A 15,446-nucleotide genomic window follows, 5' to 3' on the forward strand; every position below is an offset into this window, starting at 1 on the left:
TTGGCCCAAATAAATTACGCGCTTTCCCGGACTGGCTCTCTTTCACCCAGTATCGCCACTAACGGCTGAGGTTCACCAATCAAAAATCCTTGCAGATAATCAATACCTAAAGAATGCACCGCTTTGCGAATCTCTTCATTTTCAACATATTCCGCAACCACTTGCATTTTCTTCATTCGCGCCAGATGACAAATTGACGCCACTATCTGGTAATCCAGACTATTCGAGGCAATATTGCGTATGAAGCTGCCATCAATTTTTAATAAATTGGCATTCACATTTTTTAGCCGCGCATAACTGGCGTAGCCGGTGCCGAAATCATCAATTGCAATTTGACATCCTAACTCCTGAAGATGCAGCAACGTATTCTGCGCCTGCTTAACATTAGTCAGGGTATTACTCTCGGTTACCTCAAAGATAAGCTGCCACGCTTCTATTTGATATTTACTTAAAAATTTACTGATATCTAAAGGGAAACTCGCCTGACAAACGGAAGTTGGCGACAGGTTAATAGCAAACCGACGAGCTGGCATTTTTTCTCTATTTTCTGCCATAAATTGCAGTGTATGCTCGATAACCCACATGTCGATACTGGACGATAAACCAAACTCATGCGCGACCGGTAAGAAATTGTCAGGATTGATGAGTTCGCCATTATCTCCTTTCATGCGCAGCAGAATTTCATGATAAACATCACCGCGCACCCCTGTAATCGGCTGAGCCATCAGGCAAAAATCGTTATGCTCAAGCGCCTGTTGTAGCCGATTCATCATCGCCACCTTGTCTTTCAATTCACGTTGTAAATACATTGCCCCGCGACGCTGCATATTTTCCGGGGTATTGGTCACGATAGAAAGTTCGGCAACCGTATTTAGCTCTCCCAGCAGCAGATATATATGATTAACCGGTGAGCGGACATAGCAATAACTGACGCCAATCTGAGGCTGTAACGGCATTCCATCCCAAAAGAAACGAAACTGCTTCAGATGATTATCCAGCGTGGTAATGCGCTCCTGGTATGATTCTGTATTCAGTCGCAACGCAAGGTCGTTACCGGAAAGCTGATAAACAGCTTCGCCCGGTTCCAGCAACGGTGTCAGCCAGTGTGAAAGTTTTTGTTTATATTGAATGCGTAGCATGATGCCATAGTTCTTTACCAGCATTTCCATGCCGGGGATGCGTAAATAACATAGCGCGGACCAGGGAGCATCACGCAATGCGCGATTCAGGGCACGAATGTTTGGCAGATGAACAACCGGATCCACATATGCAAGCCGTTGAATGCGTCTGACCACCGCTCGCTGACGGGTTGCCAGAACAGCCATATAATTCACAATAAAAGAAAATACCAGATAACTGGAGGAAGTTATGGTCAGTTGCGTGGTATATCCAGGATAAAGGGGAATGTAATTCTGATAGCTGTGAATGCTGATCATCAGCACTACCGCCCAGAGCAGTGATATAAACTTATAGCCATAGCGCATTGCTCCCCACATCATCAGCGGTAGCAATAACGATAACGTATAGTTGGTGCTAAAAATTGTGCTTTTTTCATTTAATGGCATACATAGCAACAACAACAACGCACCCAATGCAAGCAACCAGATCGCAAATTCTTTTTTGGTAACCTTTTTGTCAACCTGCTGTTTTAATTGCGAATAATAGCTACGTAAATAAAACGGATTCCGCACCACCCGAATGATGAAGTAGCACAGTGGGACGCCGATAAGATTACCTACCAGCAAGGCCTGGTAATTGATTAATGTCCCGAGGTTAAAGGGCATAACCCCTACCAAATTATCTCTGCTCGCCAGTAACCCTACAAATGCCGCAAACTGGAAAAGTACCAGAAACAACGTTGCAGGAAAAACAATCTGCCAGAAAATTCGCTGGGAAATTAAGCGGATATCACCATGTGAAACGTTGTTACGCCGGGGAGAAAAGACCCTGTAACCGCCCCAACAAATAATAATAATGATAATAAAATTAGCTGTTAACGAAAGCGTTTCATAAAGGCCAAGCTCCGCATACTTACGAACAAAAATGCCTAATGCTATACCCGGTAATGCAGCCCAGCTAAAAAACATCATCATGCTGATCATCAGAGCCAGGGGCAGATAAAAGAGAAAGACTTCACCGGAGGAAATATGCGCAAAAGTATTTATTTGTGCGAAAATGGGCAAGATTAAAGAAGGCAGGATCAGCGGAAGCCCCCACCATTTATCACGTATTTTTATATAAGTTGCATTCAGTTTCATAGATGCTCAACAGAATTCCCCACATCCTGAAAGGGGTGTATTCAGACAGGCATCCCACCTGAATTCGACGGATGATTATTCATCACTATAGAGAGTATCGATTCTAAGTGTCATATGAAAGTTCCAATTGATATATATCAAACAAAATAACCATGATTAATGAATTATTACGTTTATCATGTTAAGCCATCATTATTACATCATTGTTGTAAATAATTAAATCAATTTCCATAACATTAGAATATGTATCCGCTGACGCTTTTTTACATAATAGAGAATTGACCATTTTGCCCAGGTGTGCCTTAATGTAAGTACCGTCCACAGAGTGGGACATACTTCAAGGAACCTTTTGTGAGTCAGGCAACCAGTATGCGAAAACGACACCGATTTAACAGTCGCATGACCCGTATCGTACTGCTCATCAGCTTTATCTTCTTCTTTGGTCGCTTTATCTACTCGTCCGTGGGTGCCTGGCAGCATCATCAAAGCAAAAAAGAAGCGCAGCAATCCACTCTCTCTATCGAATCCCCGGTACAACGTTAGCGGTTACCTTCTCCATTTTAACTTAACAAGACGGCGCATTGCTGCCCGATGTTTTTGCTCTTTGTAGTTAACAAAGCGGCAGGCATTCTTTCACCTTAAATTTCACCCATTGTCCCGACTGACGTAGATCCTGCCTTAGAAGGCATAAGCTCTAAATTAATACATATATTTAAATTATATTTATTTAATAATTTATTTCTCGCATGAATTTTCATAAATTTAATCTATTACTTTATACGCAATACATTTACTTTGCTCTTTTGATGATCTTAAATATCTTATTTTTCGTAATGTGTATAACAAGGAATAGTGATGAAATTTAAAAAATGTCTTCTGCCTGTGGCAATTTTAGCGTCATTCACCCTGGCTGGATGCCAGTCAAACGCTGACGATCATGCCGCCGATGTTTATCAAACCGATCAACTGAATACAAAACAAGAAACCAAAACTGTTAATATTATTTCTATTCTTCCTGCCAAAGTTGCCGTAGACAACTCACAAAATAAACGGAATGCACAAGCCTTCGGCGCACTTATTGGCGCAGTCGCTGGCGGCGTTATTGGCCATAACGTCGGCTCCGGCAGTAACTCTGGAACGACGGCAGGTGCAGTTGGCGGCGGAGCCGTAGGTGCGGCGGCAGGTTCTATGGTGAATGATAAAACCTTAGTGGAAGGTGTTTCTTTAACATACAAAGAAGGCACCAAAGTGTATACCTCCACCCAGGTGGGTAAAGAGTGCCAGTTCACGACGGGGTTAGCCGTTGTTATTACCACTACGTATAACGAAACGCGTATTCAGCCAAATACAAAATGTCCTGAAAAAAGCTAATAATCAGGAGGATTCATGAAGAAGGTTTTACTTTGCGCCATCTTAGCTGCCTTAAGTAGTTCAACTTTCGCCTCTTCATTACAGGATCAACTCTCTGCTGTCGCAGAAGCGGAACAGCAAGGTAAAAATGAAGAGCAAAGGCAGCATGACGAATGGGTAGCGGAGCGCAACAGGGAAATCCAGCAAGAGAAGCAACGGCGTGCAAATGCCCAGGCCGCCGCTAACAAAAGAGCGGCAACGGCAGCGACAAATAAGAAAGCTCGTCAGGATAAACTGGACGCCGAAGCCACTGCGGACAAAAAGCGCGATCAAAGTTATGAGGATGAGCTGCGCAGCTTAGAGATTCAGAAACAAAAACTGGCGCTGGCGAAAGAAGAAGCCCGCGTTAAGCGAGAAAACGAATTTATCGATCAGGAACTGAAGCACAAAGCCGCGCAAACCGATGTTGTGCAATCAGAAGCTGATGCTAACAGGAATATGACTGAAGGCGGTCGCGATTTAATGAAGAGCGTAGGTAAAGCAGAAGAGAATAAATCGGACAGTTGGTTTAATTAATCGATGTTAGTAACTTCAATCCTATAATTCTTGAGGATAAAAAACCCTCTGTAGTAACAGAGGGTTTTGTTCATTCATAGTGCAGGGTCAAATCATTCCCACTCAATAGTCGCAGGCGGCTTGCCGCTGATGTCATACACCACGCGGGAAATACCGTTCACTTCATTGATAATGCGATTGGAAACACGACCGAGGAAATCGTACGGCAGGTGCGCCCAGTGTGCGGTCATAAAGTCGATAGTTTCGACAGCACGCAGAGAAACAACCCAATCATACTTACGACCATCGCCCATTACGCCAACGGAACGAACTGGCAGGAAGACAGTGAACGCCTGGCTGACTTTGTCGTACAAATCCGCTTTACGCAGCTCTTCAATGAAGATGGCATCCGCACGGCGCAGCAGGTCGCAGTACTCTTTCTTCACTTCGCCCAGAACACGAACGCCGAGACCCGGCCCCGGGAACGGATGACGGTACAGCATGTCGTACGGCAGGCCCAGCTCCAGACCAATCTTACGCACTTCGTCTTTGAACAGCTCTTTCAGCGGTTCAACCAGGCCCATCTTCATCTCTTTCGGCAGGCCGCCAACGTTGTGGTGAGATTTGATAACGTGCGCTTTACCGGTTGCAGACGCGGCAGATTCAATAACGTCAGGATAGATAGTTCCCTGCGCCAGCCACTTCACATCTTCCAGTTTCAGGGCTTCTTCATCGAAGACTTCAACAAAGACACGACCGATGATTTTACGTTTTGCTTCCGGATCGTTTTCGCCAGCCAGTGCTGACAGGAAGCGATCTTCTGCCGGAACGTGAACAATGTTCAGGCCGAAGCGATCGCCAAACATATCCAGAACCTGCTCTGCTTCGTTGAGACGCAGCAGGCCGTTGTCGACAAATACGCAGGTCAGGTTTTTACCAATTGCACGGTGCAGCAGCATCGCAGTAACGGAAGAGTCCACGCCACCAGAGAGGCCAAGGATCACTTTATCGTCGCCCACCTGCTCGCGGATGCGGGCTACCGCGTCGTCGATAATTTTCGCCGGTGTCCACAGGGCTTCACACTGGCAGATATCACGCACAAAACGCTCCAGCATACGCATACCCTGACGGGTGTGAGTCACTTCCGGGTGGAACTGCACACCATAGAAGCGTTTTTCTTCGTTAGCCATAATGGCAAACGGGCAGCTTTCGGTGCTGGCTACGGTGACGAAATCTTGAGGAATCGCAGTTACCTTATCACCGTGGCTCATCCACACGTCAAGCAGCGGTTTGCCATCTGCGCTTAATGCATCTTCGATACCATGAATCAGCGCGCTATCAGTTTGTACTTCAACCTGCGCATAACCAAATTCACGTTCGTTAGAGGCTTCAACATGACCACCTAACTGCATCGCCATAGTCTGCATACCATAGCAAACGCCAAATACCGGTACGCCTGCTTCAAAGACATACTGCGGCGCACGCGGGCTGTTTTCTTCGGTGGTACTTTCCGGGCCGCCGGAAAGAATAATGCCGCTTGGATTGAAGTCACGAATTTGTGATTCTGTCACATCCCACGCCCACAGTTCGCAGTAAACACCCAGTTCACGCACGCGGCGCGCAACCAGTTGAGTGTACTGAGAACCGAAGTCCAGAATGAGGATGCGATGCTTATGAATGTTTTCCGTCATTGACGCTTATTCCGAGGCAAGTGAAACAGATAATATAAATCGCCCGACATGAAGTCGGGCGAAGAGAATCAGGAGCCCAGACGGTAGTTCGGGGACTCTTTGGTGATGGTCACGTCGTGAACGTGGCTTTCCTGAATGCCCGCACCGCTGATACGTACAAACTCCGCTTTAGTACGCAGTTCGTCGATAGTACCACAGCCGGTCAGCCCCATACAGGAGCGCAGACCGCCCATCTGCTGGTGGATGATCTCTTTCAGGCGGCCTTTGTACGCTACGCGACCTTCGATACCTTCCGGCACCAGTTTGTCAGCGGCGTTGTCGCTCTGGAAATAACGGTCAGAAGAACCTTTGGACATTGCGCCCAGAGAGCCCATCCCACGGTAAGATTTGTAAGAACGCCCCTGGTAGAGTTCGATTTCACCCGGAGATTCTTCAGTACCTGCCAGCATGGAACCTACCATCACCGCGCTTGCACCAGCAGCGATAGCTTTCGCAATATCGCCAGAGAAACGAATACCACCATCAGCGATAACCGGAATACCGGTGCCTTCCAGGGCTTCTACTGCATCAGCAACGGCAGTGATCTGCGGAACACCTACACCAGTAACGATACGAGTCGTACAAATAGAGCCAGGACCGATACCGACTTTAACCGCGCTGCAACCTGCTTCTGCCAGCGCGCGAGCACCAGCAGCCGTTGCCACGTTGCCGCCGATGATTTGCAGATCCGGATATTTAGCACGGGTTTCACGGATACGCTGCAGAACGCCTTCAGAATGGCCGTGAGAGGAGTCGATCAGCAGAACGTCAACGCCTGCGGCAACCAGCGCATCAACACGCTCTTCGTTTCCAGCACCCGCGCCAACCGCTGCGCCAACACGCAGACGACCTTGTTCATCTTTACACGCGTTCGGTTTACGTTCCGCTTTCTGGAAGTCTTTCACGGTGATCATGCCGATCAGGTGGAATTCATCATCAACCACCAGCGCCTTCTCAACGCGTTTTTCGTGCATTTTTGCCAGCACAACTTCGCGGGCTTCACCTTCACGCACGGTTACCAGACGTTCTTTCGGCGTCATGTAAACGCTAACCGGTTGGTTCAGATCGGTCACAAAACGCACGTCACGACCGGTGATGATGCCGACCAGTTCGTTTTCTTCAGTAACGACCGGGTAGCCCGCAAAGCCATTACGTTCAGTCAGTTCTTTCACTTCGCGCAGCGTCGTGGTTGGAAGAACCGTCTGTGGGTCAGTCACCACGCCAGATTCGTGTTTTTTCACACGGCGAACTTCTTCAGCCTGGCGTTCAATAGACATGTTTTTGTGGATAAAGCCGATACCGCCTTCCTGAGCCAGAGCAATAGCCAGGCGCGCTTCCGTTACGGTATCCATTGCTGCGGAGAGCATAGGGATATTCAGACGAATAGTTTTCGTCAGCTGGGTGCTGAGGTCAGCAGTATTCGGCAGAACGGTAGAATGAGCAGGAACGAGGAGAACGTCGTCAAATGTGAGAGCTTCTTTAGCGATACGTAGCATGGGCAATATCTCGACCAGAGTGGTTAATAAATATTGCCGTGGCATTATACAGAGCGTAACCGATTGCATCTACCCCTTTTTGCAAATAATGCTTGCTATCCCCAGAAGGCGGGTTACTATCGATTGAATAACTTGCTGATTTAGAATTTGATCTCGCTCACATGTTACCGTCTCAATCCCCTGCAATTTTTACCGTTAGCCGCCTGAATCAAACGGTTCGTCTGCTGCTTGAGCAGGAGATGGGACAGGTGTGGATCAGCGGTGAAATCTCGAACTTCACACAACCGGCCTCCGGTCACTGGTACTTTACGCTCAAAGACGATACCGCCCAGGTTCGCTGCGCGATGTTCCGCAACAGCAACCGCCGGGTTACCTTTCGCCCACAGCACGGGCAACAGGTTCTGGTTCGCGCCAACATTACGCTGTATGAGCCGCGCGGTGATTATCAGATTATCGTCGAGAGTATGCAGCCAGCCGGTGAAGGCTTGTTGCAACAGAAATACGAACAGCTAAAAGCGAAGTTGCAGGCTGAAGGTTTGTTCGATCAGCAACTAAAAAAACCTCTCCCCTCCCCCGCGCACTGTGTCGGTGTGATTACATCCAAAACCGGCGCGGCGCTGCACGATATTTTGCATGTGTTAAAACGTCGAGATCCTTCTCTGCCGGTGATTATTTACCCTACCGCCGTACAGGGCGATGATGCGCCGGGGCAAATCGTTCGCGCAATTGAACTGGCGAACCTGCGCAACGAATGCGACGTCTTGATCGTCGGTCGCGGCGGCGGTTCGCTGGAAGATTTGTGGAGTTTTAACGACGAGCGCGTGGCGAGGGCGATTTTTGCCAGCCGTATTCCGATTGTCAGCGCCGTCGGTCATGAAACCGATGTGACTATCGCCGACTTTGTTGCCGACCTACGCGCACCAACCCCCTCTGCCGCCGCCGAAGTGGTGAGCCGCAATCAGCAGGAGTTACTGCGCCAGGTGCAATCTTCCCGCCAGCGGCTGGAAATGGCGATGGATTATTATCTCGCCAACCGTACCAGGCGCTTTACGCAGATCCACCATCGTTTACAGCAGCAACATCCGCAGTTACGTCTGGCGCGCCAGCAAACCATGCTGGAGCGGCTGCAAAAGCGGATGAGCTATGCGCTGGAAAATCAACTCAAACGAGTCGTGCAGCAACAGCAACGGCTTGAACAGCGTCTGAATCAGCAAAATCCTCAACCACGCATTCATCGCGCGCAGACTCGCATTCAACAACTGGAATATCGCCTGGCAGAAACTCTGCGAGCACAGCTTAGTGCCACGCGTGAACGCTTTGGTAATGCAGTGACACATCTGGAAGCCGTGAGTCCACTATCCACGCTGGCGCGTGGCTATAGCGTCACCAGCGCCGCCGATGGGACAGTGCTGAAGCAAGTTAAGCAGGTGAAAACGGGCGATACGTTGACCACGCGGTTAGGTGATGGCGTGGTGATTAGCGAAGTCAGTGCTGTAACAAAAACGCGTAAACCGCGTAAGAAAGCGGCTAATCCGTAGGCCGGATAAGATGCGCCAAGCATCGCATCCGGCACAGGCTCCCCGCTCATGCCGGATGCGGCGTAAGTGTTACTGGAAGCAGGTGGCAAACCCTGATGTCGTCGCCGGGGAGATTGCACAGTCCAATGAGCCCGCCGGTTCAATGATACCGCAATAGAGGCTGCCAGAGCGGCTTTGCGATAAATACGGGAAGCTGGGCGATGACGGCCATCCCAACGCGCTAAAGCTGGAATGCAGCGTTTGCAGTTCGCTGTATTCCGGTGCATTCCCCAGTCTGCCGCACTGTTTCGCCAGATCCCATTTACTGCTGTCAACCGTATGCGCCAGCGCCCAGATTTCATTATTGACGACCGGCGTTACCGCTGCGACAGCATTCGACGGCAGTTCTGACTTCAGCAACGGACGGTGCAATGTTTTGCCGCTTACCGTCTCGGTGTCGCTCATATGCCCCCAGAAGTAGGCACTTGCCACGTTCGGGCTGGTCACTACTGTGAAAATGGCATCCATCGTCGCGGTGATGCTGGTGTTATCGGTCAGCGTCACCGTCAGCGGCGTTTTATATCCAGGCGTATTATCCTGTTTAATCATAAACGTCGCCGTACCGTCAGAACCGGTGGTTCCCTGAAGTGTATTACCGCTATCGGATAACGTGACCATCGCGCCAGTGAACGGCTGAACGCGCAGGTCATCCATCGCCGCCACGTCGCCATACAAAGTCGCCCCTGGGTTGCGTGGCACGGCATCACCGCGCGTCAGTGTAAAGGCCACGTTCGGCACCGGTTTCCCGGCGCTGTCTTTCACTGTGACCGTCACCGGCATAGATTCCCCTTTCTTCACCTTCGCAGCCTGAGTGGTAGCGTCAAATACCGTTGAGGTGAGCGTTACGGTAGACACCGAAACGTTAGGGTTCAGCAAGCAGGCCTGCAATGCGCGGCTTCTGCTCGCCGCCTCAGCCTGGCCATTATACAAATCGACAGTCGCGCATCTGTTGGCTCCGCTGGTATCACACGTCGAGTCCACTGCCCACCAGGCATACCCCGATGACTCCACCGGCCAGCCGGTATCAGCCATCAATGTTCCATTGGGATGACGGTTATACAGCGATATAAGTTGCTCGTTGGTCGGCCAGCGCGCGGCCTCACACGCCGCCGTGCCGCTACGTTCCCTTTCCTGAACAGTAGGCACAAGCCAACTTTCACTATTTAAATCCTTAACGTGAACGCCTGAGGTGTTCGTTAACTCAGCCTTTATTTTAGGCCGCACAAAAACGGTGCCATCTGCCGCCGTCACCGTTTCCGCCATATGCCCCCACATGTTGGCTACGCTAACGTCCGGGCTGGTGAGAACCGTGAAAATTGCGTCCAGCGAGTCGGTTAGCATAGGGCTACTGCCAAGTGCTGATGCGGTTATCGGTGTTCTAAGACCGGTCGAGCTATCCTGGTGAAGATTCAGCGTCGCTTTACCCTGAGCATCGGTCTGAATAACCAGATAACTGGTATTACTCCGACCATTCATGCTGGCGCTTTGTATGGTTTGTGCTGGGTTGAACGTATCGGCCACCAAATCATCCGTCGTTACCGTTTCGCTGAGCGATGTGCCCGCACGATTGTAACTGGCGGCACGCAAAATCCCCACCGACTCAAATGCCGCAGGAGAGCCATCTGGTCGGGTCACCGTAATCGTCAGCGGCAGCGGTGAGCCTTTATGCGCTTTTCCGGCCAGCAACGAACTATCCCAGTTTTCCACCGCCGTGGTCAGGGTAATTTTGCCTACCGACTCCGCACTCTCCAGGCAGGTCTGGAAGTTGAGATCTGTAGCATCTGAAGCTGCCTGCCCAGTCGTTCCCGATTTGAGATTAATGTACTGATAACTGATCTTCGCTGTGCCTGGACTGGTGACTACGCTTCGCGACCAGAAGTACGGTCTTGGCAATGTTGACTTATCGAGCGGCCAGCCCTGTGCCGTTTCAATGGTTCCCGAAGGATACGCTTCATATAACGATTGCAAATCGTTAATAGACGGCAGTTTATCTTTACAACCTCCCTGCATACCACTCAGCGCATTAGCGATAGTCAGTCGCTGCCAGTTCTCATTGTTGACAATAAGCCCGTTTGAAGAACCTGCCTCCACTTTTAACAATGGACGTTTAAATACCTTGCCGTTATGTGCTGTTAAGGTTTCCGGCATATGCCCCCAGAAATTCGCTTTTGGCGTATCCGGGCTGGTGATGGCAGTGAAAATAGCACTCAGGGTATTCGACGTTATTGCGCTACCGTCATCGATTTCCGCCGTCAGTGGAATACGCGTCCCCTTCCCATTATTGGGCTGATATAGCGTAAATGTCGTCGAACCATCAGCCCCAGTCACGCTGTAATATTTATTGCCATCATCAAGGTAGTCGCTACTGTTACTGTAGCTGTCCCCTACATGTAACAACCGTGACTGGTTATCCATGCTAATCGAATTCGGGTTACGGGGCAGTGTGATACCATGATTCAGCGTAAACGGTACATAGCCCAGCGGGTTACCCTGCGCATCTCGGGTCGTCACCACCATAGTGATTTGATCCCCGACTTTGTTGTAATCCGTTCTGACTTTTACCGCATCGTTACCATCATATTTAGCCGCCTGGGCTGACCTCAACTCAATGGTGCTAACCGACGGGTTTGCCGTTGTCTGACAGGTCAAATACCCGTTGTCCGTTGCCGCCAGACTACTGCTGGTGCCGCCGTTAAGCTGCACGCCTTTGTATTTACGATCGTCAATACTGTTCTGGTCCGGCGTACTGGAGTCATAGGGTTTCAGTATCGGCCAGCCGTCAACCGAGTGCCCGTGCCAGGCGCCAGAGAGCGCGACCAGCGAGTTCATGGAGGGGACATAATCCGTACCACAGCCGCCATTACTGTTCTTCGCTGCCTGCGCTTCTGTAAACAGCGCCCAGATTTCGTTATCTTCTTCCGGCCCCTTGCGTTTATTGCCGGGGCTACCGGTCAACTCTGAAAACAGGATCGGGCGCTTAAACGTCAGACCACCTGCCGTTAGCGTTTCCGGCATGTGCCCCCACATTTTTGCTTTTGCACTATCCGGGCTGGTGACGACGGTGAAAATGGTATCCATCGATGCATTTTTTGTTGGATCGGAATAGAGCGCAGCGGTGAGTGCCGTTTTCGTGCCGTAGGTATCCGGGCGCGTAATGTTGAGTATTTTACTGCCATCGCTACCTGTCAGGGCGGCATACGCCGTAGCGGTATCATTGAGCGCCATTTCATCTGGCAGACCAGCATCAACCACCACCGATGAGACAACCCCATCGCTGCTGCCTGCCGTATGACGCTCACCTGGGCGGGTATAGCCATCACCGCGTTTCAGGGTAAACGGCATATCTGCCATCGGGTTACCAGCAGCGTCTTTTACCGTCACTTTCACCTGCAACGTCTCGCCCTTTTTCAGCTTCGCTGCGTTAAGCGAACTGTTCCACTGCGCCTGGTTCACAACTTCAAGCATGATGATACTTGCAGGCGGATTAGCGGTAGCTAAACACGTCATATACGTTGGCGTGGTATTCGCACTCTCTATACTGCCGTTATTCAACCAGACCGCCGCCAGATGCGGCACTTTATCGACAGGTGTGCTGCTCCAGTACTCTTCACGCTGGGTTGGCCAACCGTGAACCGTCTGGATAGTATTATTGTCGTTGGCGGCATAAAGCATATTTAGCTGTTCTTTGCGCGGCACTTTATTGACTCCGCAACCGCCCGCCGCCGTATTTTCAATATCCGCCTGCGCCACGCGTACCCAGGTTTCGTTATTTTCAGCCAGTTGACTGGTTTCACCACTGACTTCATTAATCAGTTTTGGGCGTTCAAAGGTTAGCGACCCAACGGTGATGGTGTTATCCATGTGACCCCACATTTTCGCACCGGTCACATCCGGGCTGGTGGGAACGGTAAAGATCACGTAGTAGTTGATTGTGTTCGGCAGCACGGAATTGGTCGGTGTGACGATAAGTTTGGTTCTTAAACCTACCCCCTGCGGCTGCTCGATAACGACGGTCGCCATGCCCTGCGCGTCCGTGGTGCCAGAGTAGACCATCGAAGGCTGTGAGGTGCCATATTGCGTGCCGTTCAGGGTTATCGCACCATTGCTGGGATCGCTATAGTCGGTTGCCTTTCCTTCTCTATCAAGGCTGATATCTTTCGTGATAGTAAAGTCAGCATAAGGGATGGGCGCATTATTTTGACCATTGACTGTACGCACCGTCATGGTGATTTTTTCGCCAACTTTTGCTCTTGCCTGTTTAGAGGTGGGTGAAACATCTTTATCGGTTTCCACCACCACCCGCGCAATCAGTTCGTTGGCAGAACAGGAGAGATAGTTGGGTTTAAAACCGGAATAGGTATCCACTCCCCCCGTTCCCAGGTCTACAGACGAATGCAATTCGGCTTGCTGGGCGGCGGTAAGATAATCATAGTTTGCCGTCGGCCAGCCATGTTCAGTGCCTATCGTATTTCCCTGATGACCCGCAAATAAAATCTCCAGAGAACTTTGCGGGGGAATATGCCCCACACCGCATTCCGCCTGCATACTGGTATTCTGGTCAAACAATGCCCAGTCTTCATTATTTTCACGCATCATCCCTACTTCATGCGTCGTTTCATCCGCCAGGCGTGGGCGTTTATAGAGATTCCCCTCCGCCATAATCCCACTGCCCATATGGCCCCACATGCGGGCATATTCGCTGTCCGGGCTGGTGACCACGGTGAAGATGACGTCTTTGGCATCCGATGCGTTATAGTTACTACGCATCGCCGCCGTGATGTGTGTTTTCACACCAACGCCGTCTGGCTGACTTAACGTCAGCGTGGCCTGGCCATTAGCGTCAGTAATCCCTTCGTAATTATGCGCATCTACCTGTTGTAGGTTGGTGCCACCACTGATTTGAACCGGGTGCGTCTCCCAGGTGGGATTGGATTGATTTTTACGGTTAACGCCGTCGTCCAGATGCAAAGAGAAATAGTAATACGCTAACGGCTGATCGTTATTTTTGTTGTCAGTAATAGTCAGACGCATGATGGCGTCTTCCCCAACCTTCGCTTTCATCGCCTGCGCCGTATCATTAAAACTCGCGGGCGTGAGAACAATTTTCGGTTCGACGTCCGGAGCTTCTTTATCGACACAACTGACCAGGAATTTCGTCGCATCTGGTTTTTGCGCCTCGCCACGGTTAGAAACGTCAGCCGCGTGGTGCATTCCACTTGCCCCCGCCAGCGAAGACCAGTAATAGTTTCCCTGCATTGGCCATCCCGCCACTTCCTGAATCGAGGTGGGAATGACTGTTGCCAACGCGCCGAACTGACGCATACCCGGCAAAATGTCACAGTGGTTATCAGCCCCACTCCAGACAAACGTGGACCAGGTTTCATTGTGATCGTCTGCGGTGCCATCCTCATTGCTGACTTCCGCCGCCAGTTTTGGTCGGCTGAAGGTGTACTGCTGCGCTTTCAGCGTATCCGGCATGTGACCCCACATACTGGCGACCGCAACGTCCGGGCTGGTCAGAACAGTAAAAATCACTGCCGTTTCGCTGGTTTGTGTAATGCCTGGCAGACTGACAACCAGCGGAGTTTTTACGCCTGGTCCGGCAGGCTGCGTGACGGTGACGGTCGCGGTGCCGTTGGCATCGGTTGTGCCGTGATACTCTGTTGTGGTCGTGGTAAGTTCCGTGCTATCGATGCTCACCGGGCCGGTGTTATTGACAACATCCTGGCGATTCCTTGCGTCTTTCCGTTTGATAACAAAGGGAAGATTTCCTGTTGGGTTACCCTCGCAGTTTTTGGTGGTCACCGTTAAGGTTATCGTACTGCCGACGGTGGTTTTCGCTGCCTTTAGCGTATCGTCATAACCGCTGACGCTTGCACTCACTAAATCACCCTGGGCTGCGGCAATATTGAGCGTCACCTGCTTTTCGTTCAACAACACCGCCCCCTGATTTGGCACGCCGGTCAGGGTAAAAAGATTCAACGTCGGAAGCGTTTCTTTAGGGTCAAACTGTGGAATGACTACCAGCTTATGCCCCGCCAGGTTTTGCGCGCAGAAGGAGCGATCGGCGCGAGGCTGCGGATCGAGCGGCACATCAGACGTGGCAGCCTCCGCCCATACCAGCGAAACGTCAGGTAGCGTTTGGTTTTGCCAGCGCAGCAGCGGCGGAGTGCTGAACATGTCACCTTCGGTATCGCCCGGGTTAATTAAAATCATACTGGTTGCGCTGGCATCCACGCTGAAGTTCCCCGGCGTGGCCGTACTGGCGACATTATGCTCTTTGGCGGGATCAAGCTGGACACTGCCCTGATAAACGGGCACGCTGGCGCTGTCTGCTATGGGAGGGGTGCCATTTATGGCATCCGTTGAAACGGCGGTATGTTGCCACTGGCTCCCTTTCAATGCTGCTACTGCTGGCGTAGCCAGAGTAAGCATTAAACATGCCATCACCATTTTTACGCGTTTCAATTTCCCGTCCAT

General features: G+C 50.7%; 9 protein-coding genes. 4 read left to right on the forward strand and 5 right to left on the reverse strand.

Annotated features, from left to right (window positions below; all coding sequences use genetic code 11):
* Positions 1 to 14: 14 nt before the first annotated feature.
* Positions 15 to 2,258 carry a bifunctional diguanylate cyclase/phosphodiesterase gene (locus tag RGV86_RS06570; protein WP_085461011.1) on the reverse strand — a complete coding sequence of 748 codons (2,244 nt, stop codon included), beginning with the start codon at positions 2,256 to 2,258 and terminating at the stop codon, positions 15 to 17.
* 181 nt (positions 2,259 to 2,439) lie between these two features.
* On the reverse strand, positions 2,440 to 2,592 hold the full coding sequence (locus RGV86_RS06575) for a hypothetical protein (protein WP_000019880.1): 153 nt from the start codon (positions 2,590 to 2,592) through the stop codon (positions 2,440 to 2,442).
* A gap of 17 nt (positions 2,593 to 2,609) precedes the next feature.
* On the opposite strand from RGV86_RS06575, the gene RGV86_RS06580 reads away from it, so the two are divergent.
* From RGV86_RS06580 to RGV86_RS06590, 3 genes are all read left to right on the forward strand, one after another.
* Positions 2,610 to 2,801, forward strand: coding sequence for a YfgG family protein (locus RGV86_RS06580; protein ID WP_000075999.1), 192 nt, complete (start codon positions 2,610 to 2,612; stop codon positions 2,799 to 2,801).
* 309 nt (positions 2,802 to 3,110) lie between these two features.
* On the forward strand, positions 3,111 to 3,629 hold the full coding sequence (locus RGV86_RS06585; RefSeq protein ID WP_010344568.1) for an outer membrane lipoprotein: 519 nt from the start codon (positions 3,111 to 3,113) through the stop codon (positions 3,627 to 3,629).
* A gap of 15 nt (positions 3,630 to 3,644) precedes the next feature.
* Entirely contained in the window at positions 3,645 to 4,184 is a 540-nt protein-coding gene (locus RGV86_RS06590; protein WP_309508396.1) for a DUF5384 family protein, read from the forward strand.
* 92 nt (positions 4,185 to 4,276) lie between these two features.
* Here RGV86_RS06590 and guaA read toward each other — a convergent pair whose 3' ends face one another.
* Together guaA and guaB are read right to left on the reverse strand one after the other, a co-directional pair.
* Positions 4,277 to 5,854, reverse strand: a complete 1,578-nt coding sequence (gene guaA / locus RGV86_RS06595) for a glutamine-hydrolyzing GMP synthase (protein ID WP_000138300.1) — start codon at positions 5,852 to 5,854, stop codon at positions 4,277 to 4,279.
* Positions 5,855 to 5,922: 68 nt separating this feature from the next.
* Entirely contained in the window at positions 5,923 to 7,389 is a 1,467-nt protein-coding gene (gene guaB, locus RGV86_RS06600) for an IMP dehydrogenase (RefSeq protein WP_001299507.1), read from the reverse strand.
* Between the two features lie 161 nt (positions 7,390 to 7,550).
* Between guaB and xseA the strand changes: the two genes are divergently transcribed.
* On the forward strand, positions 7,551 to 8,927 hold the full coding sequence (gene xseA, locus RGV86_RS06605) for an exodeoxyribonuclease VII large subunit (RefSeq protein WP_000937959.1): 1,377 nt from the start codon (positions 7,551 to 7,553) through the stop codon (positions 8,925 to 8,927).
* A gap of 69 nt (positions 8,928 to 8,996) precedes the next feature.
* Here xseA and RGV86_RS06610 read toward each other — a convergent pair whose 3' ends face one another.
* Positions 8,997 to 15,446, reverse strand: a complete 6,450-nt coding sequence (locus RGV86_RS06610; RefSeq protein WP_309508395.1) for an adhesion domain-containing protein — start codon at positions 15,444 to 15,446, stop codon at positions 8,997 to 8,999.

The organism is Escherichia ruysiae (assembly GCF_031323975.1).
GTDB classification, from domain to species: Bacteria; Pseudomonadota; Gammaproteobacteria; order Enterobacterales; family Enterobacteriaceae; genus Escherichia; species Escherichia ruysiae.